The sequence below is a fragment of the Halorussus lipolyticus genome (genome assembly GCF_029338375.1).
Classification (GTDB): Archaea; Halobacteriota; Halobacteria; order Halobacteriales; family Haladaptataceae; genus Halorussus; species Halorussus lipolyticus.
This window is the reverse complement of record NZ_CP119805.1, coordinates 243,016-269,774: the sequence shown is the minus strand read 5'-3', so window position 1 is coordinate 269,774 and position 26,759 is coordinate 243,016. Positions and strand designations below refer to the sequence as shown.

Annotated in this window: 22 protein-coding genes; 11 read left to right on the top strand and 11 right to left on the bottom strand. The window is 65.9% G+C overall.

The genetic code is table 11. The annotated features are described in order from the left end of the window. Nucleotide 1: 1 nt before the first annotated feature. Nucleotides 2-1,150: a galactonate dehydratase gene (dgoD, locus tag P2T57_RS18315; protein ID WP_276302184.1), complete on the bottom strand. Its 1,149-nt coding sequence runs from the start codon at nt 1,148-1,150 to the stop codon at nt 2-4. Between the two features lie 87 nt (nt 1,151-1,237). Between dgoD and P2T57_RS18310 the strand changes: the two genes are divergently transcribed. Continuing rightward, nucleotides 1,238-1,663, top strand: coding sequence for a helix-turn-helix domain-containing protein (locus P2T57_RS18310; protein WP_276302183.1), 426 nt, complete (start codon nt 1,238-1,240; stop codon nt 1,661-1,663). A gap of 399 nt (nt 1,664-2,062) precedes the next feature. Here P2T57_RS18310 and P2T57_RS18305 read toward each other — a convergent pair whose 3' ends face one another. Together P2T57_RS18305 and P2T57_RS18300 are read right to left on the bottom strand one after the other, a co-directional pair. Continuing rightward, nucleotides 2,063-6,811 (bottom strand): VCBS repeat-containing protein, encoded by a 4,749-nt coding sequence (locus P2T57_RS18305; RefSeq protein ID WP_276302182.1) that lies wholly within the window; start codon nt 6,809-6,811, stop codon nt 2,063-2,065. A gap of 366 nt (nt 6,812-7,177) precedes the next feature. After that, nucleotides 7,178-8,638 carry a hypothetical protein gene (locus P2T57_RS18300; protein WP_276302181.1) on the bottom strand — a complete coding sequence of 487 codons (1,461 nt, stop codon included), beginning with the start codon at nt 8,636-8,638 and terminating at the stop codon, nt 7,178-7,180. A 505-nt stretch (nt 8,639-9,143) separates the two neighbouring features. On the opposite strand from P2T57_RS18300, the gene P2T57_RS18295 reads away from it, so the two are divergent. The 3 genes from P2T57_RS18295 to P2T57_RS18285 all read left to right on the top strand — a co-directional run bounded on the left by P2T57_RS18295 (nt 9,144) and on the right by P2T57_RS18285 (nt 11,682). Then, on the top strand, nt 9,144-10,247 hold the full coding sequence (locus tag P2T57_RS18295; RefSeq protein WP_276302180.1) for a zinc-dependent alcohol dehydrogenase family protein: 1,104 nt from the start codon (nt 9,144-9,146) through the stop codon (nt 10,245-10,247). 134 nt (nt 10,248-10,381) lie between these two features. After that, a complete protein-coding gene (locus P2T57_RS18290) occupies nt 10,382-11,344 on the top strand; it encodes a transcription initiation factor IIB (protein ID WP_276302179.1) in 963 nt (320 codons plus the stop codon). A 53-nt stretch (nt 11,345-11,397) separates the two neighbouring features. Beyond that, nucleotides 11,398-11,682, top strand: coding sequence for a WNWW family protein (locus P2T57_RS18285; RefSeq protein WP_276302532.1), 285 nt, complete (start codon nt 11,398-11,400; stop codon nt 11,680-11,682). Nucleotides 11,683-11,685: 3 nt separating this feature from the next. On the opposite strand, the gene P2T57_RS18280 is transcribed toward P2T57_RS18285, so the two are convergent. Next, nucleotides 11,686-12,438, bottom strand: coding sequence for a CPBP family intramembrane glutamic endopeptidase (locus P2T57_RS18280; RefSeq protein WP_276302178.1), 753 nt, complete (start codon nt 12,436-12,438; stop codon nt 11,686-11,688). Between the two features lie 26 nt (nt 12,439-12,464). After that, nucleotides 12,465-12,884: a DUF7988 family protein gene (locus tag P2T57_RS18275; RefSeq protein WP_276302177.1), complete on the bottom strand. Its 420-nt coding sequence runs from the start codon at nt 12,882-12,884 to the stop codon at nt 12,465-12,467. Between the two features lie 82 nt (nt 12,885-12,966). Between P2T57_RS18275 and P2T57_RS18270 the strand changes: the two genes are divergently transcribed. The 4 genes from P2T57_RS18270 (at nt 12,967) to P2T57_RS18255 (ending at nt 15,744) form a co-directional block, all read left to right on the top strand. Continuing rightward, nucleotides 12,967-13,230 carry a Sec-independent protein translocase subunit TatA/TatB gene (locus P2T57_RS18270; RefSeq protein ID WP_276302176.1) on the top strand — a complete coding sequence of 88 codons (264 nt, stop codon included), beginning with the start codon at nt 12,967-12,969 and terminating at the stop codon, nt 13,228-13,230. Between the two features lie 102 nt (nt 13,231-13,332). Beyond that, nucleotides 13,333-14,757, top strand: a complete 1,425-nt coding sequence (gene sufB / locus P2T57_RS18265) for a Fe-S cluster assembly protein SufB (RefSeq protein ID WP_276302175.1) — start codon at nt 13,333-13,335, stop codon at nt 14,755-14,757. A 120-nt stretch (nt 14,758-14,877) separates the two neighbouring features. Beyond that, nucleotides 14,878-15,246, top strand: coding sequence for a DUF7344 domain-containing protein (locus tag P2T57_RS18260; protein ID WP_276302174.1), 369 nt, complete (start codon nt 14,878-14,880; stop codon nt 15,244-15,246). A gap of 315 nt (nt 15,247-15,561) precedes the next feature. After that, nucleotides 15,562-15,744: a hypothetical protein gene (locus tag P2T57_RS18255; RefSeq protein ID WP_276302173.1), complete on the top strand. Its 183-nt coding sequence runs from the start codon at nt 15,562-15,564 to the stop codon at nt 15,742-15,744. A 477-nt stretch (nt 15,745-16,221) separates the two neighbouring features. Here the strand turns inward: P2T57_RS18255 and ggt are convergent, their stop codons facing one another. Then, nucleotides 16,222-17,895: a gamma-glutamyltransferase gene (gene ggt / locus P2T57_RS18250; RefSeq protein ID WP_276302172.1), complete on the bottom strand. Its 1,674-nt coding sequence runs from the start codon at nt 17,893-17,895 to the stop codon at nt 16,222-16,224. 87 nt (nt 17,896-17,982) lie between these two features. Between ggt and P2T57_RS18245 the strand changes: the two genes are divergently transcribed. From P2T57_RS18245 to P2T57_RS18235, 3 genes are read left to right on the top strand one after another with little or no spacing between them, the layout of a single operon-like run. Then, the gene (locus tag P2T57_RS18245; protein WP_276302171.1) at nt 17,983-18,642 is read left to right on the top strand and encodes a DUF1028 domain-containing protein; all 660 of its coding nucleotides are present in this window, start codon (nt 17,983-17,985) and stop codon (nt 18,640-18,642) included. Between the two features lie 33 nt (nt 18,643-18,675). Continuing rightward, on the top strand, nt 18,676-19,680 hold the full coding sequence (locus P2T57_RS18240) for an ABC transporter ATP-binding protein (protein ID WP_276302170.1): 1,005 nt from the start codon (nt 18,676-18,678) through the stop codon (nt 19,678-19,680). Beyond that, the gene (locus P2T57_RS18235; protein ID WP_276302169.1) at nt 19,677-20,495 is read left to right on the top strand and encodes an ABC transporter permease; all 819 of its coding nucleotides are present in this window, start codon (nt 19,677-19,679) and stop codon (nt 20,493-20,495) included. Before P2T57_RS18240 ends, P2T57_RS18235 begins: the two co-directional genes overlap by 4 nt. A 16-nt stretch (nt 20,496-20,511) precedes the next feature. Here the strand turns inward: P2T57_RS18235 and P2T57_RS18230 are convergent, their stop codons facing one another. The 5 genes from P2T57_RS18230 to P2T57_RS18210 form a co-directional block, all read right to left on the bottom strand. Beyond that, complete coding sequence (locus tag P2T57_RS18230; RefSeq protein WP_276302168.1) at nt 20,512-21,849, bottom strand: cytochrome P450; 1,338 nt, start codon at nt 21,847-21,849, stop codon at nt 20,512-20,514. Nucleotides 21,850-22,332: 483 nt separating this feature from the next. After that, nucleotides 22,333-23,673: an ABC transporter ATP-binding protein gene (locus P2T57_RS18225; RefSeq protein WP_276302167.1), complete on the bottom strand. Its 1,341-nt coding sequence runs from the start codon at nt 23,671-23,673 to the stop codon at nt 22,333-22,335. Next, nucleotides 23,670-24,779, bottom strand: coding sequence for an ABC transporter ATP-binding protein (locus P2T57_RS18220; RefSeq protein WP_276302166.1), 1,110 nt, complete (start codon nt 24,777-24,779; stop codon nt 23,670-23,672). The genes P2T57_RS18225 and P2T57_RS18220 overlap by 4 nt, the downstream gene beginning before the upstream one ends. Then, complete coding sequence (locus tag P2T57_RS18215; RefSeq protein WP_276302165.1) at nt 24,776-25,732, bottom strand: ABC transporter permease; 957 nt, start codon at nt 25,730-25,732, stop codon at nt 24,776-24,778. The genes P2T57_RS18220 and P2T57_RS18215 overlap by 4 nt, the downstream gene beginning before the upstream one ends. Beyond that, on the bottom strand, nt 25,729-26,691 hold the full coding sequence (locus P2T57_RS18210) for an ABC transporter permease (protein ID WP_276302164.1): 963 nt from the start codon (nt 26,689-26,691) through the stop codon (nt 25,729-25,731). Before P2T57_RS18210 ends, P2T57_RS18215 begins: the two co-directional genes overlap by 4 nt. Nucleotides 26,692-26,759: the final 68 nt, after the last annotated feature.

The following is a 26,759-nucleotide window of genomic DNA, read 5'->3' as shown; positions in this document are numbered from 1 at the left end:
GTCACCACTCCGCGACGCTCCCGTCGTCGTGTCGCCAGACGGGGTTGTGCCAATTTACTTCGCCCGCGCGCTCGCGGACCACCTCCTCGTCGATTTCCACGCCGAGGCCCGGCGCGTCGGGGAGTTCGACGTAGCCCGAATCGTATGCGCCGACCGAGGAGTCCGCCAGATAGTCCAACACGTCGCTGGTCTGGTTGTAGTGAATGTCTAGACTCTGCTCCTGAATCAGGGCGTTGGGGGTGCAGGCATCGACCTGCACGCAGGAGGCCAGCGCGATAGGTCCGAGCGGGCAGTGGGGTGCCAGCGCCACGTCGTAGGCTTCGGCCATCGAGGCGATTTTCTTGACCTCCGTAATCCCCCCGGCGTGGCTCAGGTCGGGTTGAATCACGTCCACCGCGCCCGATTCCAGCACCTCCTTGAAGTCCCACCGGGAGAACATCCGTTCCCCCGTGGCGATAGGCGTGGTAGTGTGGCCTGCGATTTCGGGGAGCGCGTCGTTGTGTTCCGGCAGAACCGGCTCCTCGATGAACATCGGTTCGTAGGGTTCGAGGGCCTTGGCGAGTCGCTTGGCCATCGGCTTGGCGACCCGGCCGTGGAAGTCCACGCCGATGTCGATTTCCGGGCCGACCGCCTCGCGGACCTCGGCGAGGCGCTCCTCGGCCGCCCGAATTTTGGCGGGCGACTCGACGCGCTCCATCTCCGACGTGGCGTTCATCTTGAGCGCGGTGAATCCGGCTTCGACCTTTTCTCGGGCCGCGTTTCCAACGTCTGCGGGCCGGTCACCGCCTATCCACTGGTAGACCCGGATTCGGTCCCGCGCTTTCCCGCCCAGCAGTTCGTACACCGGCGCGCCGAAGTGCTTGCCCTTGATGTCCCAGAGGGCTTGGTCGATGCCCGCGATGGCCGACATCAGGACCGGTCCTCCTCGGTAGAATCCGCCGCGGTAGAGCGTCTGCCAGTGGTCCTCGATTCGGAGGGGATTTTCGCCCAGCAGGTAGTCGTCCAGTAGCTCCTCGACGCCGGCGCGGACGGTGTGGGCGCGGCCCTCCACGACCGGTTCGCCCCACCCGACGGTCCCGTCGCTGGTTTCGAGGCGCAGGAACAGCCATCTCGGAGGCACCTCGAACAACTCGTAGTCGGTGAGTTCCATGCTGGCGGGGTACGCGGCCGACCGACTAAACCCTCCGGGACTTAATCTCGCAAGAGTTAAAACCCGGAAATCTGAAAATTCAGAGCGATGGACAAGCTCGACGGCGTCCCGCTCTCAGCACTGCAGGAGCAACTCGACGCGGCCGAGAGTTCGAAGGCGACCAAGCGTCTGATGGTGGCTATCGCCTACAAGGACGGCGTGCCGGTTTCGACGCTTTCGGACCGATACGACGTGCCCGAATCGACGCTGTACTACTGGCTGGACCGTATCGCCGAGAAACCGCTGTCCGAGGCCGTCGAGGACGACGAGCGTCCCGGCAGGCCCTCGGAACTGGATGACGCCGAGCGCCGGTCGGTGTTCGACGCCATCGCCGACTCGCCGGAGGCCTACGGCTTCGAGGCCACCTCGTGGACGCCCGAACTCGTTCGGGAACTCATCGAGCGCGAGTACGGCGTCTCCTACTCGCTGGGCCACGTCCGCAGGCTGATTCGAGACGCCGAAGCCTCGATTTAGCTGATTCTCGGGATTCGAGTCCTCGTTTCGGGGTTGCTCGGTTGCTGTAATCGTGAACCTCGGCGCGAACCGCGAGACGAGGACGGAAATAACGGTTTCTCAAACTCCGCCCGGTCACTTCGCACCTCCTCAGTCTCGACAGTAACTGGGGCTGTGAACGTTTGTTGAAGCCCCCGGTCGCTCGCGTGACCGCGAGCGACCGGCCCCTTCATCCCGCCCGATGGGCTGAGTAACCGAGCGTCTGCTGGCGGTCGGTCGGCCAAGCGCATTCTTGTTGACTGGCGCACCGAGCGCGACAGCGGTGCAAGTCCGGGTTTCCCTCGCTCGCTGAAAGACAACTACTCAATTCCTTAGAAAACAAAAACATTGCTAAAGAAACTAAACGCAATCCTCTACGCGCTATCGTCGTCGTCGCACCGCCAGTATCCCCGCGGCCGCTAGCCCCACCGTCGCCGTCGCGGCCTCGCCAGCGAGGAGGCCCGCCGCTCCTCCGAGACCAACGCTCCCGAGGACCGGAATCCCGTCGCTCGAGGCGCTCTGCTGGCGGTTGGGCGTCGCCGGGTCGTAGCAGAACGCCAACTGATCGATGGGGAAGGGGTTGCCGCCGGGGTTGTCCGGCGCGCGGAGTTCGGCGCGCTCGGTGACGGTCTCGGGGAAGGCGTAGACGTTCGCGCCCGGTCCGCCGTAGACGATGGCGGCGTCAACCCGGAGCGACGAGTCGAACGTCACCGAGACGGGTTCGCCCGCCCCGTTGCGCGCTACGTTCACCAGTTCCATCTCGAAGGTTTCGCCCGCGACGGTGAACTCGAAGGTGTTCGGTCCGACGCGGGTCGCGTTCTCGCTGGTGAACGCGCCGTCCTCGTAGGTCAGGCCCACCGCCCGTTCGAGACCGAGGTTGTCGCTACACTGCGGGAATCCGGCGACCGGCCTCGGCGTGACCTCGGGCGCGGGAATCGTGGTGGTTGTCGTGGTGGTCGTTGTGGTTGTCGTGGTAGTCGTCGTAGTTGTCGTAGTCGTGGAGGTAGTTGTAGTGGTCGTCGTAGTCGTCGTTTCAGTGGTCGTCGTGGTGGTGGTCGTGGTGGTAGTTGTCGTGGTCGTGGTTGTGGTCTCTGTGGTGGTCGTGGTCGTCTCCGTCGTTGTCGTCGTGGTTGTCGTTGGTTCCTCTGTAGTCGTGGTGGTTGTCGTCGTCGGTTCTTCGGTCGTGGTAGTTGTCGTCGTCGGTTCTTCGGTCGTGGTAGTTGTCGTAGTGGTTGGTTCCGGTGTCGTCGTTGTCGTGGTGGTCGGTTCTTCGGTCGTCGTGGTAGTCGGTTCTGCAGTAGTCGTGGTCGTCGCCGTGATGGTCGTCGTCGCCGTGGTCGTTGTCGTCTCGTCTGCCACTTCCGGGCAGTCCGCCACGCCGACCGCGGCCGACTCGGAGCCGTTTATCGCCACGTCCTCCGTGACCGGCGTGACGACGTACTCGCCGGGCGCGAGGTCGTCCAGCGTCCTCGACTGGCCGGGCGGTAGCGTCACCGTCTCCTCGAAGCCGTCCGGTCCCGCGACGGTCACCCGGACCGCCCGACCGTCCTCGTTCGTCAGCGTCAGGGCCTCGCACTCGTCGCTCGCCGCGGCGACGTTTATCCCAGCGGGGGCTGGCTCCTCGGTGGTCGTGGTCGTGGTGGTCGTGGTGGTCGTCGGCGGTGCCTCGATTGTAGTGGTCGTGGTCGTCGTCGGTGTTGGCGTCGTCGTCTCTGTCGTGGTAACTCCGGTAGTCGTCGTCTCGGTCGTGGTGGTCGTCGTCGGTTTTTCTGTCGTCGTTGTCGTCTCGGTCGTCGTCGTGATTTCGAGCGTGGTGGTCGTCTCAGTCGTCGTTGGCGGCGTTTCGGTCGTGGTAGTCGTCGCCGGTGTCGTCGTGGGGGTCGGTGTGGTCGTGGTCGGCGTTTCAGTCGTGGTGGTGGTCGTGGTCGTCGGCGTCTCGGTGGTGGTCGTGGTCGTCGGCGTCTCGGTGGTGGTCGTGGTCGGCGTTTCTGTCGTGGTGGTGGTCGGTTCCTCGGTAGTCGTGGTGGTCGGTGTGGTCGTGGTTTCCGTCGTCGTGGTAGTCGTCGTCTCGGTCGTCGTGGTCGTTTCCGTGGTGGTCGTCGTGGTCGGCGTCGGGCACGCGCCGACCGTGACGCTGGCTATCTCGTCGCCGTTGACCGTCGCGGGCCGAGTGGGTTCGACCAGTCCGCCGGCCTTCGCCTGCACCCGGTAGGTGCCGGGCGGAATCCCGAACGTCTCGCTCTGGCCGGGGTTCAGGATGACGACCTCGGTCAGGCCCGACTCGCCAGTCACGGTGAACGTGATGCGCTCGGTGGTCGGGTTGGTCAGTCTGAGGCGCTCGCAGGCCGGACTCGCGGCTCTGGCGTTCGGCGGTGGACCCGGCTCCTCGGTGGTGGTCGTGGTGGTCGTCGCCGTGGTGGTCGTGGTCGTCGGCAGGTCCAGCGTCGTGGTGGTCGTGGTCGTCGTCTCGCGCTCGACGCACTCCTCGAAGTCCGGGTTCGACTGGCGGGCCACGTCGCCGCCGCGCCTGACGACGACTTGCCGGATGACCTCGCCCCGGTTGTCTCCGGTGCCGAAGAAGACGTTCCGGCTGGTGAACGTCCCGCGGAAGGTCTGTCTGTCGCCGTCCTCGAAGACGAGCGTCACCGAGTCGTAGCGGTGGGCGTCCACCGCGACCTTCGCGCAGTCGAAGTCGTATCTGGGTTCGAGCGGTCTGGGGGTCTCGGTCGTCGTGGTCGTCGTGGTTGTGGTGGTCGTCGTGGTGTCCGGTTCCGCGCAGGCCTCGAAACTCGGGTTTCTGCGCGTCACCGTATCGCCGTCTGGTCCCCGGACCGTGACCGATTTGAGGACCTTCCCCTGATTGTCGCCGGTGCCGACGAACTGCGCTCGGTTGGCGTAGTCGCCCCGGAAGGTCTGGCTCGCGCCGTCGGCGAAGGTCAGCCTGACGACCCGGAACTGGTCGGCCTGCACGACCGCCTTCTCGCAACTCACGAAGAAGATTCGCGGGACGAAGGGTTCCTCGGGTTCGGGGGTCGCGGGTTCGCAACCGCTCACGTCGTTTCGCCGGACCTCGAACCTGTCTGGGCCGTTGAACACTTTGACCTGCGTGACGACCTCGCCGTCGTTCGCCCCGGTGCCCGAGAAGGTGTTGACGCCACTGTAGATGCTCCGGAAGGTCTGGGTGTCGCCGTCTCGGAAGGTCAGGACGACGCGGGTGTACTGCTCGGCCGCGACGGTGACTTTCCGGCAGTCGAAGGCCACCCGGATGCGGAGGGGTTCGGGCGTCGGGGTCGCGGTGGTCGTCGTCTCGGTGGTCGTGGGTGTCTCGGTCGGGGTCTCTGTCGGTGTGTCAGTCGTAGTGGTGGTCGTCTCGGTGGCTGTCTCGGGCTTCTGCGGGCAGTCGCCGTTCACGACGTAGGCCGACCCGGTGTTGGTGCTTCCGTCGGTGAAGGGCGCGCCGACCAGCAGGTCGGTGGCCGAATCGTTGTTCACGTCGCCGCCCGAGAGCGCGTAGCCAGCCAAGTCGCCCTCGGTCTCGCCGCTGAACTTGGCGTGCGCGCCGGACAGCGAGTGTCGCTCGGCGATTTGCGAACCGTAGAGGAGGTACGCGGCCCCCGCGTTCGGCGCGGTACTGTTGTTGAAGGGTGCGCCGACCAGCAGGTCCCCGTAGGTGTCGTCGTTCACGTCACCGGCACCAGCGAGCGACCACCCGGCGAGGTCACCGCCCTCCTCGCCGGGGAGCGCGGCGTCGGCCTCTGTCGAGAGATTGACCACGCGCGGGATGTCGCCGCCGTACTGGACGTAGGCCGACCCGGCGTCCTCGGCGGGCACGTCGTGGAAGGGCGCGCCGATGGCTACGTCGTCCCGGCCGTCGCTGTTCAGGTCGCCAGCGTCGGCGACGGCGAACCCGGCTTGGTCGCCCTCACCGGCCCCGCGGAAGGTGACCGGGGCGTTCACCAGCAGAGAGGTCCCCGAGAGTTGCGGGCCGTAGGAGAGGTAGACAGCGCCGGCGTCCTCGGCCACCGAGTCGTTGCCCCGAGCGCCGATGAGTACGTCGCTGGTGCTGTCGTTGTTCGCGTCGAGCGCCGCGACGGACGACCCGGCGTAGTCCCGTCGGCCAGCGCCGAGATAGGTCACGTTGGCGTTGCCGAGGCCGAACGTGCCGACGCGGGGCATGTACGTCAGGTAGGCCGCGCCGGAGTCGGGGGCCACGCCGTCGTGCTGTGGCGCGCCGACCAGCAGGCCCGCGCTTCCGTTGCTCGCGTTGGGCATCGTCGCCAGCGACCACCCGGCCCGGTCGCCCGCCGCCGCGCCGAGGAGGGTCGCGGTGGCGAACTTGAGTCGAACCGTCTCGGGCAGGTTCCCCCCGCCGTAGACGACGTAGGCCGCGCCGGAGTTCGGGCCGTTCACGTCCGCGAGGGGCGCGCCGACCACGATGTCGGCGTAGCCGTCGTCGTTCAGGTCGCCCAACTCGACCGAGAACCCGGCGTGTTCGCCGGGAGACCGCGCCCGGAAGGTGACGTTGGCCTCCGAGAGTTCGACTTCGCTCCGGTTGACCGGGCCGTAGAACAGGTACGCTGACCCGGAGTCCTCGCCCGCCGAGTCGTTGCTCGGCGCGCCCACCAGCAGGTCGGCGTGGCCGTCGTTGTTCACGTCGCCCACGTCGGTCGCCCACCCGGCGCGGTCGTTACTCGCCGCGCCGGTCAGTTCGGCGTCGGCGTCCGAGAGGTTCCCAGACCCGGCGGGTCCTCGGGGGATGGCTCCTCGGCCGCACCGAGTCGCCGGGTCCGTCTGCCCTTGGTCCTCGTTTCTTTCGGCATTCCCTGAATTGCTACTAGAATCTTTTCGGTTGCTATTAGATTGCTCTATATTTCCTTCATCGCTTGCGCCCGCTGGCGGAGACGAGGACGCAGACGGCGCGTCCGGTCCGGACGCGCCATCCGAACCGGGCGCGGAGGGTGAGTTTGCATCGGGCGCAGGAGGAGGCCCGTCGGCGTTCGCAGGCCCGTCCACCTGCTCGGGGCCGCCGACCGGCGGTCCCGCTGACGCGAGCGGCATCCCGCTCGCGCCGACGATGCTACTGGCGACGAGAAGCCACGCGAAAACGAGCGCGTCTCTCCGGCGTCTCAAATCGCCTCCCTCCCCCGGTGTCATTGTGACTCTCTCGCAGAATAACCCACCTCCCGTCTTTGTTATGGGGAGGTCAAAGGGAGCGTAACGTCGCGTTGGGACTGCTTGTCGCAGAATAAGCTCGGCTTATTCGCCGATGAGAGGACTGAATCCCCGGCCTATGGCCAGAGGGCCGGACCCCTCCCTTTCGCTGGAGGGCCGGACCCCTCCCTATCGCTGGAGGGCCGGACCCCTCCCTATCGCTGGAGGGCCGGACCCCTCCCTATCGCTGGAGGGCCGGACCCCTCCCTATCGCTGGAGGGCCGGACCCCTCCCTATCGCTGGAGGGCCGGACCCCTCCCTTTCGCTGGAGGGCCGGACCCCTCCCTATCGCCGGAGGACGAGGAGGGCCACCGCGAGCGCGAGGACGGCCGCGCCGACGCCGAATCCGGGCACACTACCCTCCGGTTCTTCGGTCACCGTCTCGGTTTCGCCCTGTATGGCCTCGTTAGTGGTGTCGTCGGCGTCCTCGCCGCCGTCGGCGGTCGTCGTCGTCTCGATGGTCACGTTCTCGCTGGAGACGGTCGTGCCGGGGGAACTCGACTCCTCGCCGATTCTGACCAGCCAGCCGTCTTTGGCCTGCGCGCCGTTTCCGGAGGTCTGGCCCGCGAGGACGTACCCGCCGTCGTCCCGGATGGCGGGCCACGGCTTGTCCCACCCGTCGGTGCCGTAGTAGTTCGTCCAGTTCGTCTCGCCCTCCTCGTCGGTCATCACGACGTAGCCGTCCACGTCGCCCTTCGGCCCGGCGTCGGACCCGCCAGTGACGAGGTAGCCCTGTTCGGTCCGCATCGCCGAGTCGAGCCACTGGGTGCCCTCGCCGCCGGGTCGCCGTTCCCACTCGACCGCGCCGTCAGCGCCGAACTTGACCAGCCACCCGTCTCGCGGGCCGGTGCTGTCGCTCTCGGTCTCGCCCGCGACGAGGACCCCCGCGCTGGCGTTGCCCTCGACCGACCCGGAGGCGGCCGCCCACACGTCGTCTCGGTCCGGTCCGCCCGCGGTGGCCTGCCACGCTTTGCTCCCGTCGTCCTCGATTCGGAGCGCCCACGCATCGTCGCTGTCGCCCTCGATTTTCCCGGCGAGGTAGTAGCCCGAGTCGGTCGGCACGACCGCCCGGAGGTAGCCGTCGGAGTACTCGTCGGGCGTCCGGTAGCCGGTCTGCCACGACTCCGAGAGGTCGCCCGCGAGTTTGACCGCCCATCCGGCGTTGCCGCCGTCGCCGGGGGTCCACCCCGCCAGCAGGTACTCGGTGCCGGCCTCGGCCTCTCTGCTCTCGACTGCGTAGAACGCCCCGGACCCGAGGACGCGCTCGTCACGGACCTCGCCCGCGGGGTTGAGTTCCACGACCCACCCTTTTGCGCCGTCGGCGTCGGTCCGGCCCGCGAGGAGATACCCCTCGCCCGCTCGGGTGACGCCCCAGAACCGGTCGGTGCCGGGGCCGCCGAGGGTCTTGGACCACTCGCGCTCGCCCTCCCCGTCGGTCTTGACTATCCACGCGTCCCTGCTCCCGCCGCTCTCGGTCCACCCGACCAGCAGGTAGCCCCCGTCGTCGGTCTTCACGAGGTCGGCGAAGATGTCGTCGCCGCTCCCGCCGTAGGTCCTCTGCCACTCCTCGGGGAGTTCCGGCGGCGCTCGCGCGTCGATGGGGGTCGATGCGTTCTCCTCGGGTGTCTCGGCCACTGCCTCCGGTGTCTCGGCCACCGGTCCGCCGGTCGCAGTCGCCGGGACGACCCCCGCGAGGCCAGCGCCGACGACCAGCACTGCCAGCGCCACTGCACGTGCCTGTTTCATGCGCGTCTCTGGGGGCCAGACGAGTTTTGTTATAAACCGTCTGTAGTCCAGTACAGACGGTCTACGACCGCGTAGGGACTGCCTATGGCGGATTGAGTAGTTGATTTTATGTCCCGGCGCGCGCCGGGCGCGCGGTTCTGCGCGCCCAACCCGCGCGAGGTCTGCGGAAGCGAAGCGACCGCAGGCTCGGCGGACGCGGTTTGTCCGCCGGTGGACGAGCAACGGACCGAAGGGAGTAGCGCAGGAGGTTGGGGAGGTGTGAGGCTGTCGCGGTGCGGTTGCGGCGTTGTGCGGAGCGTCGCGGTGCAGGGCGGTGCTGTGCGGTGGACGGCTTTGCTCACGCCTGAAGCTAGCTTTTCAGCATTCCTCTGCTGGCGGTCACGATACTTGCCCCGGAGTCCAAAGCCAAGGCGAGACCCAAAACAGAACCCGAAATCGAGGAGCAACCCACGAGTGCCTAGCCGGGACCCGGCGATTTAACCGGCCTCCGGACGACGATTCCCGTATGAAAGCCGCCGTCCTGCGCGAGTACGCCGACCTCCTCGAAATCGAGGAGGTCCCGTCACCCGAACCCGACCCTCACGGCGTCGTCGTCGAAACCGAGGCCTGCGGCATCTGCCGGAGCGACTGGCACGCGTGGCAGGGCCACGGCGAATGGGCCGACGACCGCGTGCCGAAGGGCCAGATTCTCGGCCACGAACCCGCCGGGACCGTGATTTCGGTCGGCGAGTCGGTCCAGCGCGTCCGGGAGGGCGACCGCATCGCGGTGCCGTTCAACCTCGGCCGAGGAGACTGCGAGTACTGCCGGAACGGGCACGGTAACGTCTGCGCCGATGGACTCGCGCTCGGGTTCGAGGCCGACGCGCCCGGCGCGTTCGCCGAGCAGGTCCACGTTCCCTACGCCGACTACAACGCGGTCGAACTCCCCGCGAACGTCTCGCCGGTCGAGATGGCCGGCCTCGGATGCAGGTTTGCGACCGCGTACCACGGGTTGGCCCATCGCGCGGACCTCGCGCCCGGCGACTGGGTGGCGGTCCACGGGTGCGGCGGGGTCGGCCTCTCGGCGGTCCACGTCGCCGACGCCCTCGGCGCGAACGTCGTCGCGGTCGATTTGGCCGACGAGAAACTGGCGAAGGCCGAAGAACTGGGGGCCGACGAGACGGTGAACGCCGAGGAGGTCGGCGACGTGCCGGACCGAATCAGGGCGCTCGTCGGCGGTGGTGAGCGCGAACACCGCGAGCCTCGTCGGAGTTCGTCCGACGGTGCGCACGTCTCGGTGGACGCCCTCGGAGTCGCCGAGACCTGCCGGAACTCCATCGACTGCCTGCGAAAGCGCGGCCAGCACCTCCAACTCGGCCTGACCACCGACGACGAGCGCGGCGAGGTCGCCCTGCCGACCGACGCCATGACGATGCGCGAGATTACTTTCCTCGGGTCCAGAGGGATGCCCCCGACCAGATACGGCGAACTCCTCCGGATGATGGACCGGGGCACCGTCTCGCCCGCCGAACTGGTGACCCGAGAGGTCGCGCTTGAAGACGTGCCCGACCGCCTCACTGCGATGAACGACTACGGGACCGTCGGCATCGAAGTGGTCACGGAATTCTGATTTCGCAATCGTAATTACTTCTTAAGACATTACTATACTATTTTTGGGAATTAGAATTATTGCCGATTCCCGCCTGAAACGCCGGTGCAAGCCCACGCAGGGTTTATCTACCACACCGCCTTACTAACAGACTCATGAGTGGGCCCATCCGCCAGCGAGAGCAAGTGCAGGAGTCCGAGACGGAGGCGCAATCCGAAGACACCGAGACCTGTCCGGAGTGTGAGGCCGGCACGCTGGTCGCGGACGCTGGCGGAAGCGAACTGGTCTGCGAGGACTGCGGCCTCGTCGTCGAGGAGCGCAACGTGGACCGCGGTCCCGAGTGGCGCGCGTTCAACCATCAGGAGCGCCAGTCGAAGAGTCGGGTGGGGGCACCGACCACGAACACGATGCACGACAAGGGCCTGACGACCACCATCGACTGGAAGAACAAGGACGCCTACGGCCGGTCGCTCTCCTCGGAGAAGCGAAGCCAGATGCACCGCCTGCGCAAGTGGCAGGAGCGGATTCGGACCAAGGACGCCGGCGAGCGCAACCTCCAGTTCGCGCTCAGCGAACTCAATCGGATGTCCTCGGCGCTGGGCGTCCCGCGGTCGGTCCAAGAAGTCGCCTCGGTCATCTACCGGCGGGCGCTCAAAGAGGACCTGATTCGCGGGCGCTCCATCGAGGGGGTCGCCACAAGTTGCCTCTACGCCGCCTGCCGGAAGGAGGGCATCCCGCGGAGCCTCGAAGAAGTATCGGAAGTCGCGCGAGTGGACCGCAAGGAAATCGGCCGGACGTATCGGTACATCTCCCAAGAACTCGCGCTGGGGATGGAACCCGTAGACCCCAAGAAGTACGTCCCGCGGTTCTGCTCGGAACTCGACCTGTCCGAGGAGGTAGAGAGCAAGGCCAACGAAATCATCGACGTGACCGCCGAGAAGGGCCTGCTCTCGGGCAAGTCGCCGACCGGGTACGCGGCCGCCGCGATTTACGCCGCGTCCCTGCTCTGCAACGAGAAGAAGACCCAGCGAGAGGTCGCCGACGTGGCGCAAGTCACCGAAGTTACCATTCGAAATCGGTATCAAGAGCAAATCAAGGCCATCGGACTTTACAACTGAGAAGCACGTAGTAGAGTCTGCGACCCAATCGTTCGGCGGAGACGACAATGGAAATGAAAATCGACCAGCGATTCGAGAGCAGACTGGACGAAGCGTTCGGGGGGAACGCCGGGACTCGGCGGGTTGTGGCTCGACAGGCGCGGGACTTGGCGGACTCGGGGCAGTTCGAGGCCGACATGGGCCGGGAGCTGACGGTTTCGGTCGTCGTGGAGAACCTCAGAGACGCCCCGGAGAGCCTCGCGCTCCCCGAGAAGTGGAACTGGTGGATGGGTGCGCTCGAACTCGCCTACGGAGGGTACGACCGGTTTCGCGTCCTGCGATGGGCGGGAAAGCAATAGCGGTCAGGCCAACCCGCCGGTCGCGCCGAGATACGCCACGTAGAACTGGACCGCGTTGAATCCGCCGTGGATGAGCGACGGCACCACCAGATTTTCGGTCCGCTCGTAAGCCAGCCCCAGAATCGGCGAGAGGACCAGCAGGATGGCCAGATACGCGAGTTTCCCCTGTCCCTGTAGCGAGAAGATGTGAACCACCGCGAAGATGAAACTCGCTATCCCGATGGCGACCCACGGGCCGAAGGCCTCCCGTAGCCGACCCTGCACGACGCCTCGATAGAGTAACTCCTCGCCCGGCCCGATGAACAGGAACGAGAGGGGCACCAGCAGGAGGAAGACGGTCGGGTCCTGCTCGCCGAACTCCGTGACCGCGTTCGACGCCGACTGGACGCCCAGCGCCGAGAACAGCGCCGAGAGCGCGATGAGGCCAGCGAACAGCGCGACGAGGCCCCCGACGAACCAGCCCAAATCCCGGAGCGTCGGCACCCGCGCCCGGACGAATCCCAGTCCTCGGTCGGTGTAGGTCAGATACCCCAGCGCGAAGGTTCCGAACGCGACACCCTGTCCCATCACGACCGAAATCGCCAGCAGGAGCGTCGGCTGTTCCATCAGCGGAATCCCCGCCTGTATCAACACCAGTGCGGTCAGGCCGACGACCAGAATTGCGAATCCGTACCCGCCGAGACCGAGCAGGGCCGCCGCGAGGAGGCTCCTGCCCGGCGAGGAGGGCGTGACGCCCTCGACGTTGACTTGTTCCATCGGTCCTCCCGGACTACGACCCGGAGCTACTTGAAGTTCGCTCGCAGGGCCTCGGCGGGCGTCGTGGCCCGGCGGACGTAGCGAGTGGTCTCCTCGCGCTCGACGTCGAAGACCTGCATCGAAAGTACCAACCGACCCCCGTCGAGGGTCGCGCGGAGCATCGGTCCTCTGCTCGTGGCGACGACGTAGGGCGGGGCCGCCACGGGCGTCGCGGAGAGCGAGTGGCCGGTGGCCCGGACCGCGCCGACGAGGACGTGGGGCAACTGCGCCCAGACCTCCTCGGCTTCGAGTTCTGCGCGGAGCGAGTCGGCGACTCTGGCGCTGTCCGCGGTGGCGTCTCCGTCCCACCCCGAAGCCACGCTGTCGGCGCATTCGAGGACGGTTTCGAGTGTTTCGGCGTGAGATTCGAGGACGAACCGGCGGGCGCGCTCGGCGAGGTCGGTCACGGATACACCCCTCCTTTGGAGGCCGAAGCATAAATCTCGGGGGAAAAGCCTACAAGTGAGGGGCCGAACGGATGAGGTAGAGATGGAACAAATGATTCCGCTATTCGGGCCGATTCCGGGCGGGATGGAGATGATGGTCATCCTCCTCATCGCCGTCCTGCTGTTCGGCGCGAACAAGATTCCGAAACTCGCCCGTTCGACCGGCGAGGCGATGGGCGAGTTCAAGAAGGGACGACAGGAAATCGAAGAGGAGCTTCAGGAAGCGCAGAACGAGGTCACGTCGCCCGATACCGACGCCGAACCCGTCAACGAGACGGAGACCAACACGGATACTTCGGAAGCGTAACGACGGCGATTGACTTTTTGCGGCTCTCGTAACCTAATTCGATTACACAGCCGGCGGTATCGGCCCCGAGGTTAAGGGGCTTCGGTACCCAGTTACGAGTACATGAGTAGCGAAGAACTTCAAGAAACCAACACCGAGGAGCGTTTCTCGTTCAAGAAAGACGAGAGCGCGGCGCTCAAGTCCGACAAAGGGCTGACCGAAGAAGTCGTCCGACTCATCAGCGACGACAAGGGCGAACCCGACTGGATGCTCGACCGGCGACTTCGGGCGCTCGAACATTGGCAGAACATGCCGATGCCGACCGACTGGCCGGGCCAACCCGACCTGACCGAGTTGGACGTAGAGGAAATCGTGCCCTACATTCGCCCCGACGTGGACAAGCGCGAGGGGGCCGACAGTTGGGACGACCTGCCCGAGGACATCCAAGACACCTTCGAGAAGTTAGGGATTCCCGAGGCCGAGCGCAAGGCGCTGTCGGGGGTCGGTGCCCAGTACGAATCGGAGGTCGTCTATCAGAACATGCAGGAGCGCTGGGAGGAGAAGGGCGTCGTGTTCTGCAACATGGATGAGGCCGTCCAAGAACACGAGGACCTCGTGAAAGAGTACTTCATGACCTCTTGCGTGCCGCCGTCGGACAACAAGTTCGCGGCGCTTCACGGCGCGGTCTGGTCGGGTGGCTCGTTCGTCTACGTCCCCGAGGACGTGACGGTCGAGATGCCGGTACAGGCCTACTTCCGGATGAACTCCGAGGGAATGGGCCAGTTCGAGCATACCCTCATCATCGCCGAGGAGGGGTCGGAAGTCCACTACATCGAGGGGTGTTCGGCCCCGAAGTACGGCACGCACAACCTCCACTCCGGCGGCGTCGAGGTGTTCGTGAAAGACGACGCTCACGTCCAGTACTCGACGGTCCAGAACTGGTCGAAGAACACCTTCAACCTCAACACCAAGCGCGCCATCGTCGAGAAGGGCGGACGCATGGAGTGGGTCTCGGGGAGCATGGGGTCGAAGGCGACGATGCTGTATCCCTCCTCGATTCTGAAGGGTCGCGGGGCCTCGGCCAATCACATCTCCATCGCGTTCGCCGGAGAAGGACAGGACATCGACACCGGCGCGAAGGTCTACCACAACGCGCCCGACACCAACTCGACCATCGAATCGAAGTCCATCTCGAAGGACGGCGGCCGGACGAACTACCGGGGACTGGTTCACATCTCGGAGGGCGCAACTGGGTCCTCGACGGCAGTCGAGTGTGACGCGCTGATGTTCGACAACGAATCCACCTCCGACACCATGCCCTACATGGAAATCGCCGAATCGAAGGTTGACGTGGCCCACGAGGCCACGGTCGGCAAAATCGGCGACGAGGACATCTTCTACCTTCAGAGCCGGGGCTTGGACGACGACGACGCCAAGCAGATGATCGTCTCCGGCTTCATCGAACCGATTACCGAGGAGCTACCCATCGAGTACGCGGTCGAACTCAACCGACTCATCGAGTTGGAGATGGAAGGAAGCCTCGGATAGTCGTCGCGCTCGGACTGGTTTCGCCGTTCTTCTTTCTGCGCTGGCGTCTCTGGATTTCCACCGCCCGTGAAACTCGTCGGATTCCGATAGCCGTTTAAACGAGAAGGAAAATTGTCGCGTATGACCGAGGACCCCGCCGCGAGCGACGACGCCGACTGCGGCGGGTCCCTCTGCGTGGACAAGGTGCTGACCCTTCTCAGCGACCGATACCGACGCCACGTGCTGGCGTGTCTCGACGGTCTGCCCGCGCCAGTCACCCTCGAAGGCCTCACCGACCAAGTTGCAGGCCGAGAGTTCCAGCAACCGCCGGACAAGGTGTCGATGATAAAGCGGACCCAAATCGCCACCGCGCTCCACCACACCCACCTGCCGAAACTGGAGGAGGCCGGCATCATCACCTACGACACCGACGAGGGGCAAGTGACCGAGATTACCATCGACGAACTCCTCGAAGGCTTCCTCGACAAGATTCGCCGCCACGAGGGCTGAGCCGACTTTCTGCGGCGGGCGCTCGGTGGAACAGACCACCAGCGAACGCTCGGCCGGACAAGTAACTGGGTGGGATGAAGGGGCCGGCCGGTCGCGTACAGTTTAGTCGCCTGAGCAGGCAACTATTCGGGGTCGGTCGGTGCGGAGAGACCCCGAATATCCTGCTCAGCGACCGCGACCGGGCGGGGGCTTCACGAAACGTTCACGGCTACGATGTCCGCGGAATTCGTAGTGGTGGAAAACGAATGAACGAGGACTTCCGAAACGACGTTTCGCGCCGCAACCGCAAAGTCACTCTCGCCCGTCGGGTGTGGTATGGGTAGCACTCAGACAGACGGCGGACGGTCGCCGCTCGGAACGCTCGTTCTCCTCGGGTTGACCTTCGCGGTGGGGTATCTTCTCGGGTCCCAGACTGACAGCGAGGCCGAGGAGTGGCAGGACGTCGAGACCGAACCGACCGAAATCACCATCGACGGCGACGAGGACGACGAGAAGTAGCGGCCTCGGCAAGCGGCCTCGGCAAGCGGGTCGAGAACCGGGCGAGGCAATCGAGCGGCGACGAGACAATTCTAAAGGAGTCTTTGAAGCAACTATCTCGTTCTTTAACACCTGCATAGGATTTTCTGGTGGGGACGCTAGCGGGTGAGTGAATCAATCGAACTGCACGGCACTCCGACCGCACGACTGCAACCACAGGACCGCACAGCACTCCGACCGCACGACCGCACAGCACTGCAACCGAAGGACCGCACGGCACTCCGACAGCACTGCCCGCACCACCGCCGCACCGCGCCCCGTTCCTCCCCGCACCGCCCGCGCAGAACTGCGCGCGGGCGGTGCGCGTCCCGTGGGTCGTGAAAATTCACGAACCGAGGCCCGTCGAGATGCGCGAAAGGGGCAGGGCGGTCGGTCCCCGCGGAAGCGGCAGGGCCGGTCCCTGCGGAAGCGGCGGGGTCGGTCTCCGCGAAGTTGGCCTCAGTACCCCGTCGCGTTCCCGTCCTTCCGGGGTTCGGTCGCGCCCGAGATAACCGGATTTCCGGATTCGACGCCCTCCAACCGGGTAATCTGCGCGCCGCCGAACATCACCGGCGGGAGGACCCGCACGTCGTGGCCCATCCGGGCGAGTTTCGACTGGGTTTCGCCGTCGAGTCGCCCCTCGACCGCCAACTCGCCGGATTCGCGGTAGCGCCACCGCGGTTGGTCGAGCGCCGCTTGGAGGGGCATGTCGTAGTCCACGACGTTCGAGACCACCTGCACGTGACCCTGCGGTTGCATGTACCCGCCCATCACGCCGAAGGCGGCCCAGTCGTCCTCGCCGAACTTGGCGAGGGCCGGAATCAGGGTGTGGAAGGGCCGCTTGCCCGGTTCGAGACTGTTGGGATGCTCGGGGTCGAGCGAGAACGACGCGCCCCGATTCTGCAGGGCGATGCCGGTGTCGCCAGCGACCAGTCCTGATCCGAACCCGGCGAACCGGGAGTTGATGAACGAAACCACGTTGCCCTCGTCGTCGGCGACGGTGAGGAGGACCGTATCAGCGTCCTCGGCATGGGAATCCGGCACGCCGAACGACACGTCCGAATCGGCCGTTTCGCCGATGCCCTCCGCCCGCTTTCCGGCCCACGACTTGGATTCGAGGGGCGGAATCTCCTCGAATTGGGGGTCGGTGATGTAGCGGTGGCCGTCGTGGAAGGCCCGCTTCATGGCCTCGGCGAAGTAGTGGATGCGCTCGGCCGAGTCGAGGGGATGGTCGCCCGCGCCGACCTTCTCGGCGATGTTGAGCGCCTCCAGCGCGATGAGACCCTGATTGTTCGGCGGGAGTTCGTAGATTTCCGCGCCGTTGTAGGTGGTCGAAACCGGGTCGAGGAACTCCGCTTCGTGGGCAGAGAGGTCCTCGACGGTCATGAACCCGCCCTTGTCCTGAATCTCGCCCGCGATTTGCTCGGCAATCTCGCCCTCGTAGAAAGCGTCCGCGCCCTCCTCGGCAATCGTCCGCATCGACTCGCCGAGTTCCGGCAGGCGCATGGTCTCGCCGACCGACGGAGCGCGGCCGTCCTTCAGGTAGGCCTCGCGGGCGTGGTCGTCGGTAAACAACTCCTCCGCGCCGGTCCAGTGTGACGCGATAATCTCCGAGACCGGATACCCCTCGGTGGCGTACTCGATAGCGGGTTGAAGGGCGTCGGCGAGCGTCAACTCGCCCAACTCCTGCACGGTGGCCTCCCACCCGCGGGCCGTGCCGGGGACCGTGACCGCGTGGGGGCCGAGGAAAGGCATTCCGGCGTCAGCGTCCGCGTCGGTCGCGTACCCCCGCGATTCGGGGTAGTAGTCCGAGGAGTCCTCGTCTTCTCGCAGGGCCTGCTCGACGTTTTCGATGGTGGCGTCGGCCGGGGCACCCCCACACGAACGCATCGCGCCGACCTCGCCGTCGGCGGTCCGGTAGCACGCGAACACGTCGCCGCCGAGGCCGGTGCTGGTCGGTTCCACGACGTTGAGCGCGGCGGCGGTCGCCACCGCCGCGTCGAAGGCGTTACCGCCCTCGCGGAGCATCTGGACGCCGGCCTCGCCAGCGAGCGGTTGGCTCGTGGCGACGAGTCCGTTCGGCGCGTAGACGGTCGAGCGTCGGGACGCGAATCTATCGGGATTTGGGTCCATCGTCCGTGCTTCTCAGAACTCGTCCTAAAACAACCCACCGAATATATTTGGGTCGCCGACTTTGAGGGTGGCCGTCGCTGGTCCGCCATGACGTTCTCCATCTGCGTCCGCGAGGAGACCGACGAAACAGACGACGGCCCCGTCTTCGGCGTCGGCGTCGCCACCGATGCGCCAGCGGTTGGAGCCTTAGCGCCCTACGTCGGACACCACGGCGTCGTCAGCACCCAGAGCTTCGTCAACGTCCGATTGGGCAGGCGCGGCGTCGAACTCCTTTCGGACCTACCTATCGACCACGCGCTGGAGGGCCTGCTGGCAGTTGACGACCACAGTCAGAACCGGCAGGTCCACGGACTCGACGCCCGCGGCAACGCCTTCGCCTTCTCCGGCGAGAACTGTGACGGGTGGTTCGGCCACGAGGTCCGCGACGCATCCGGAATCACCGCGGCCGGGAACATGCTCACCGGCGAGGACACCCTGAGCGCCGCAATCGAGGCCTACGAGGCGGCCGAGGGAGACCTCGTATCCCGGCTCATCGACGCCCTCACAGCAGGCAGGGAGGCCGGCGGCGACGAGCGCGGGCACTCCTCGGCCGCGGTCAAAGTCAAAGCGCCGAAGACCGAGGCCTACCACGACCTGCGGGTCGATTACCACGACGAGCCGATTTCGGAACTCCGAGGAGTCTACGAGGCCGCGAAGGACGCCAGCGAGGGGTTCAGCGAGGACTCGAAGGGTCGAATCTTCGACTGAGTGCTTTTCAGCGTCGAGACCCTATCGGTGGTAATGGGAGAGGGAACGCAGGTAGCGAGGCGACACTCCGCCGACGAGACGCCCGACGAGGCCCCGGCCGCAATCGCCGTCGAGGGACTTCGCAAGCAGTTCGGCACCGGCCCCGACGCGGTGACGGCGGTAGACGACGTGTCCCTCGAAATCGAAACCGGGTCGGTCGTCGGTCTCCTCGGGCCGAACGGCGCGGGCAAGACCACGACCATCAAGTGCATTCTGGGCATGGTCCTGCCCGACGAGGGCGAGGTCCGGATTCACGGCGACGACGTGTACCGGAACCCCCGCAGAGCCTACGCCCACGTCGATGCGATGCTGGAGGGCGCTCGCAACGACTACTGGCGACTGACCGTCAGGGAGAACCTCCGGTACTTCGCCACCATCAGCGGGGTCCATCCCGACTCCATCGCGGACCGCCACGAGCGCCTGCTGGAGAAACTCGACCTCGCCGAGAAGGCAGACGAGCCGGTTCGGAGCCTCTCTCGGGGAATGAAACAGAAGGTCTCGCTGGCCAGCGTCCTCGCCAGCGAGTCCGACGTGGTGTTTCTGGACGAACCCACGCTGGGCCTCGACGTGGAGAGTTCGCTGACGCTCCGGCGGGAACTCCGGCGAATCGTCGAGGAGCGCAACCTGACCGTGGTGGTCAGCAGTCACGACATGGACGTCATCGAGGACGTTTGCGACAGGGTGGTCATCATGCGCGACGGCCGGGTCATCGCCGACGACACCGTGTCGGCGCTCCGCGGGAGCTTCGACGCGCGGGGGTACCGAATCACCAGCGAGGACTTCGACTCGGACCTGCTGGCCGGGATTCGGGACCGGTTCGAGGTCGCCGACGTGGAGCGACTTGACGGTCGCACTCGGGTCGAAGTGGCGACCGACAGCGAGGGATTCTACGCGCTGATAGCCTACCTCCGGAGCCACGACGTGACCCTCGATTCGGTCAACACGGTCGAGGCCGACTTAGAAGACGTGTTCGTGGAACTGACGGGAGGAGAGAAATGACGGAGCAGTCCGGAAGCGCCGCCCGGTCCGACGGTCGGCGACCGGCGGGGTACGCCCAACTCGCCAAGGCGGTCCTCTACCGGGAGTATCTGGTCTTCGTGCGCTATCCCGCCAACGCAATCGGGGGCATCGTCATCTCGGTGTTCTTCTTCGGCCTGCTGTTCTACGGTGGCCGAATGTTGGCCGGGCAGGCGCTCACCGACTCCATCGAGGGCATCATCGTGGGCTACTTCCTCTGGACGCTCTCGGTCGGGGCCTACAGTTCCATCTCGAACGACATCGGGAGCGAGGTCCAGTGGGGGACGCTGGAACGCCACGTCATGACGCCCTTCGGGTTCGCGCCGGTCGCCTTCCTCAAGGGGGTCGCCAAGGTAGTTCGGACGTTCGTGACCTCGGTGGTCATCCTCGGCGTGATGCTGGTCCTGACCGGGACGACGCTCCGACTCAACGTCTTCACGACCGTGACGATTGCGGTCCTGAGTATCTCCTCGGTGCTTGGCTTGGGGTTCGCGGCGGGCGGGATTACCGTCCTCTACAAGCGCGTCGGGAACTGGTTGAACCTGCTCCAGTTCGGATTCATCGTTCTCATCTCCGCCCCGGCGTTCGACGTGGGATGGCTGAAGTTCCTGCCGCTGGCGCTCGGGAGTTCGATGCTCCAGCGCGCGATGATAGACGGGACTCGGCTCTGGGAGTTCCCCGCAGGAGAGGTAGCGATTCTCGTGGGTGTCGCTGTCGGCTACGTCGCGCTCGGGTATCTCGTCTTCCAGTACTCGACTCGGCGCGCGCGGCGGTTGGGCGTGCTGGGCGACTACTGACGGGGGATGTCCCCGATTACCGCTCGTGAACCCGCATCGGCATCCCGTTCCGGGGGTGCATCGTCAGGGAGGGGAGCAGGTCGAGGTCACCTTCGCGGGTGTATTCGAGGCTGTACTGCTGGGCGGTGCGCGCGAGGATGAGTTTGGCCTCCAGTTTGGCGAGGTGCTTGCCGATGCAGTGGCGCGGCCCGCCGCCGAACGGGAAGTAGGTGAACCGCGGGCGGTCGGCGTTCCGGGTCCAGCGGTCGGGATTGAACTCGTCGGGGCGGTCCCAGTAGCGCTCCGAGCGGTGGAGCGCCCACTGCGAGAGCATGACGGCCGACCCCTCGGGAATCCGATAGCCGCCGAGTTCGGTGTCCTCTTTGGCCTCGCGGAACATGGTGTAGACCGGCGGGTAGAGGCGCATGGCCTCGTCGATGACTCGCTCGACGTACTCCAGTTCGCGCACGTCGGCCATCGTCGGGCGCTCGTCGCCGAGGACCTCCTCGATTTCGTCGTGAACCCGGCGCTCGGCCTCGGGGTGCTGAGAGAGGAGATACCACGTGTAGGTCAAAGTGAGCGCAGTCGTGTCGTGGCCCGCCAACAGCATCGTCATCACTTCGTCCCGAATCTGGCGGTCGGACTGCTCGCCGCGGTCCTGCGCCCGGAGGAGAATCGACAGCAGGTCGTCGGGTCCCTCGTCGGTCTCGGGATTCCCGTGGGTGCCCCGGCGTTCGGCCACGATGTCGTCGATGACGCCCTCCAAGGTTTCGACCGCAGTCCGGTACTCGCTGTCGCCGGGCATCGGGAGCCACTGGGGCGCGGCGAATCGCACGGGGTCCGGTTCGAAGCGCGCGCCGAGGGGGACGAGAGCCTCACGGATGGTCTGGACGCGCTCGTCGTTCAGGTCGGTGCCCAGCATCAGGTCCACGATGACCGCGAGCGTGACTTGGGTCATGTCGAGTTCGACGTCTACCTCCTCGCCGTCCGCCCAGTCGGCCAGCAGGTCGTCGTTGTGGTCTACGATGTCGTCGGCGAACCCCATCACGCGACTCGGTGAGAACGCCGGATTGGCGAGTTCGCGCTGTTCGCGCCACATCTGGCCCTCGCTCAGGAGGAGGCCCTTGCCGAGCAGGTCCCCGAGCGCGTCGCTCTGGAAGTCGGGCTTGCGGTACTTGTCGGCCTCCGAGACCAGCACGCGCTCCACGTCGTCGGGGTCGGTCAGGAGGTACGTCTCCAGCGGGCCGAGGTCGAACTGCACCACGTCGCCGTAAGCCTGTTCGCACGCCGACAGAAATCGGAACGGGTCGCGGGCGTACCGTCGGCTACTGCCGAACAGCGGTTCCCCCTTCGGTCCGGGCGGTGACGAACTCATCAATACACTGTTGGGCGCGAAAAGGATGAATCCAGCGGTCACCAGCGGTAGCAATCGGCAGGTGCAATTCGCTGTGCCTCGCTACAAACTCGACAGTCGCCGAGACCGTGAGTGTTTCTTGAAACCCCTTCCCGGTCGCGGTCACGCGAGCGGAGCGAACGTGATTTTCGTGATGTGGCAAATCTCCGATTTCCAACACCTTGGAAGGCGCGGTTTGTCTACCAGCGGCCGCTGGCCGGCATACTGTCACCCGACTGATGCGGGCCGAGAGTTCAAGTACGAAGCCGGGACGAATCCACCGCGTGACCTGACCAATCGACCCGGAGGAGTCGAGGCGGGAGCGCGGGACGCTCCTTCGGGACCGAATCGACGTGCCGCCTGCTCGATACGGGACGACCACTAGATAACTCCCGTTGTCTTTGAGAATCTTCTGTAATCTTCTAACAATTCTATATCAGTCTCAAAGACAGCAGAGAAGCCGACCTACCACTGGGTGTCGCCCGGCGCGTCCGGGTCGAACCGATGGCAGGCCACCATCCGGTCGTCGGTCTCGACGTGCCGAGGCACCCGTTGCTCGCACGGCGACGGGAAGGCGTCAGTGACGACTTTGGCGGCGCGCTCGGTTTCGCCACCGGCCAGCGCGTCCGCCGCGGTCCGAATCGCGTCGCCAGCGTTCGGCGGGAGGTCGGCCAGTTCGCCGGGGAGCGACTGCTCTACGAGGTAGGCGCTCACGCTCGCGTCACCGGTGTCGCGTCCCTCGGACTCCAGTCGTGTCCGGGCGGCCTCGGGGTCGAGTTCGCCGTCCAGCACCCGGTTTCGGAAGGTGAACGCCGCGCGGAACTGCGGTTGGGTGCCCGCCCAGCCGTCCGGCGGAATCACCGCCGGGCATCGGGTGTTGAACCGGCACCCCGACGGCGGGTCGAGCGGCGACGGGACCGTGCCTTCGAGGATGACGCGGTCCGGTCGGTCGCCGGGGTCGATTCGCGGCACCGCCGACAGCAACGACTTCGTATAGGGATGGTCCGGGTCCGCGAATAGTTCGCCAGCAGGCGCAACCTCCACGATTTTCCCGAGGTACATCACCGCCACGCGGTCGGCGATGTGCCGGACGACCGAGAGGTCGTGGGTGATAAAGAGGAGCGACAGGCCGAGGTCCGACTGTAGCTCCTCCAGTAGGTTCAGAATCTGCGCCTGCACCGACACGTCCAGCGCCGAAACCGGTTCGTCGGCCACCAGCAGGTCGGGTTCGACCGCCAGCGCCCGAGCGACGGCAACGCGCTGTTGCTGGCCGCCCGAAAACTGGTGCGGGTAGCGGTCCACGTGGCCGGGCTTGAGACCCACGCGGTCGAGCAGGTCTTTCGCTCGGTCCAACCTGTCCTCGTCGCTCTCGCCGAGGCCGTGGACCTCCAGCGGCGCTGTCAGGATGTCGCCGACCGTCTGGCGCGGGTTCAGCGACGCCAGCGGGTCCTGAAACACCACCTGCATCTCCCGGCGGTAGGGCCGCATCTCCCTGCCGGTCAAGCCGGCGATGTCCTCACCGCGGTACTGGACCGACCCCGCGGTCGGTTGATGGAGGTTGAGGACGGTCTGGGCCAGCGTGGACTTGCCACACCCCGACTCGCCGACGACCGCCAACGTCTCGCCCTCGCGGACCGTCAGGTCCACGCCGTCCACGGCTTTGACCGTCCCGGTGTCGCCGACGAGTTTGTCCAGCAGGCCTTGGGACTGGTCGAAGTGCTTCTTCAATCCGGAGACCGACAGAATCGGTTCGGTCTCGGCGGTCGCTTCCGCATCGCCGGTCGTCTCGGTGGTCTGGGCCGTCATAGCCGGTCCTCCTCGGGACCGCGACGGAGGCAGGCCGCCTCGTGGTCGGCGCGGGACCCTGCTTCCGCGTCGGTCGATTCGCTCTCGCCGATTTCCGCCTCACCCACTTCTGCCTCGGCCAGCGCCCGGCCGACCGGTCGGAAGTCCGGGTGAATCTCGTAGCACTCGGGCTTGGCCTCGGGACACCGCGGCGCGAAGTGGCAGGCGTAGGGGATGTCTACCAGTTCGGGCACCGTGCCCCGAATCGGCTCCAACTCCTCGCGCGGGTCGTCGATTCGTGGCGTGCTGGCGATGAGACCCTGCGTGTAGGGATGCTGGGGATTCTCGAATAGCTCGTCGGCCGGTGCGCGCTCCACGATTTCCCCGGCGTACATCACGTTCACCCAGTCGCAGACCTCCGCGACCACGCCGAGGTCGTGGGTGATGATGAGAATCGAGGCGTCGAACTCGTCTTTGAGGTCCCGGAGTTCGTCCAGAATCTGGGCCTGAATCGTCACGTCGAGCGCCGTGGTCGGTTCGTCGGCAATCAGCAGGTCCGGCTCTGCCGACAGCGCCATCGCAATCATGGCGCGCTGGCGCATTCCGCCGGAGAACTCGTGGGGGAAGTCGTCGGCCCGACTCTCTGGTTCGGGAATCTCGACGGCCTCCAGCATCTCGATGGCCCGCCGCCACGCCGCGCCGTTCTTGGCCGCGCCCAGAATCTTGCGCTTGATTTCGGCGGGCAGGCGAACCGACTCGCCCACGTCCTGATGGAGGCGGACCGTCTCGGCGATTTGCTCGCCGACGGTGAGCGTCGGGTTCAGGCTGTTCATCGGGTCCTGAAACACCATCGAGATGGACCCGCCCCGAATCTCGCGGAGTTCGGCCTCGGATTTGTCGCGGAGCGACTCGCCGTGGAGTCGCACGTCGCCGCCGACGATTTCGCCGGGGTCCTCCACGAGGCCCACGACGCTCTCGGCGAGGACGGTCTTGCCCGACCCGGACTCACCCACGAGGCCGACGATTTCGCCGGACTCGATGGTCAGGTCCACGCCGTCTACCGCTTCGACGGTACCCCGAGGAGTCGGGAACTGGGTCCGGAGGTTCTCGACTTCCAGCAGACTCATCGCTCCTCGACCTCCCCTTCGCTCACGTCGAAGATGTCCCGGAGACCGTCGCCGAGCATGTTGAACGCCAGCACCGTCACCATGATGGCCAGTCCCGGCATCACGCTAATCCACCACGCTTGGCTGATGAACTGTCTGCCGTCCGATAGCAGAAGCCCCCACGTCGGCGTCGTGGGCTTGACGCCGAGACCGAGGAACGAGAGGCCGGCCTCCGCGAGGATGGCGAGGGGAATCATCAGCGTGGCCTGCACGATGAGCGGCGCGACCGCGTTGGGCAGAATCTCGCGGAACATGATTCGTCGGTTTGTCATCCCGATTGCTCGGGCGGCGGTGACGTACTCCTCTTCCCGAATCGAGAGGACTTCTCCTCGGACGAGTCGCGCGAAGTCGTCGATGTAGGCGATGCCGATGGCGATGACGACGTTCAGAACCCCGAGTCCCCCAGTAACAGCGATGATGCCGACCGCGAGAATTAGCTCGGGGAAGGCCCACTGGAAGTCCACGTAGCGCATCAGCACGCTGTCTATCCACCCGCCGTGGAACCCCGCGAGCAGGCCGATGGTGGTCCCGATGGTGAACGCGACGGCGACTGTGGCCAGCGCGACCATCAGCGAGACCCGCGCGCCGAAGATGACACGCGAGAGGAGGTCGTGGCCGAACGAGTCGGTCCCGAGGGGATGCCAGACGCGCTCTGTCTCGCCGTCGCTGTCGAAGTCGCCCTCAGAGTAGCTATCCGGCGGTTGCATGAACGTGTAGGTCTTGTCCGGATTGTAGGGCGCGACCATCGGTGCGAAGACGGCCGCGAAGACGAACAGCAGGACGACCCCCGCCCCGAACAGCGCCATCTTGTCGGCCAGCAGGCCATCCTTGAGACGTTCGAGGGTGGACTTGTGCTCCTCGACGTACTCGTCGTCCTCGCGGTACTCCGGCGGTACTTCGGTGGAACTGCTCACGCCGTCTCACCCCCGTATCCGATTCGCGGGTCGATGACGGTGTAGGTCAGGTCCACGAGGAGGTTCGTGAACACCATCACGCCCGCGACGACGAGGATGACGGCTTGGGTCACGGGGTAGTTCCGGTCGAGGATGGAATCGACCAGCAGTTGGCCGAGTCCCTGAATCCCGAAGACGATTTCGACCGTGACGCTCCCGACGAGGACCAGCGCGAGTTGGATGCCGGCCACCGTCACGACCGGAATCATGGCGTTCTGGAGCGCGTGCTTGTAGAGTCGGACGCGATTGCCCACTCCCTTGGCCATCGCGGTGCGCATGTACTGCTGGTTCATCACCTCCAGAAGCGACGAGCGCATCATCCGCATCACGATGGCGGCGTAGGGCAGGCCAACGGCGATGCCGGGCAGGAAGACGCTCCGGAACCACGGGACCAACCCCTCGGAAATCGGCGTGTAGCCGAACACCGGGAGGAGGTCGAACCAGACGCCGAACACCAGCGCGAGCAGGATGCCGACGAAAAAGGCGGGCATCGACAGGCCGAGGAAGGCCGCGACGGTGGCCACGTAGTCGGCCGGTTCGTGTTTTCTGGTCGCACTCACGATGCCGGTCGGAATGGCCACCGAGAGACCGACGACGATGGCGACGACGGCGATGGAGACGGTTTTGGGCGCGGCGTCGGCGATGAGCGTCGTGACCGCCTCGCCCGAGACGACCCCCGTGCCGAAGTCCAGCACGAGGAGGTCGGCCATCCAGTCGAGGTATTGGACGTAGACCGGTTGGTTGAGACCCAGTTGTTCGCGGAGCGCGGCGACCGACTCCGGGGTGGCCTCTTGGCCCAGCATCGCGTACACCGGGCCGCCGGGAATCAGTCGCAGGCCGAAGAACACCGTGGTCGCCACCAGCCACATCACGAACACCGAGTGCAGGACGCGCTTGGCGATGTACTTTCTCATTGACATGGGAATACCTCCGAAATCGAGGGGTCGGAGCGCCGTGTCACCGGATTCGGGCCTCCTGAATCATGCTC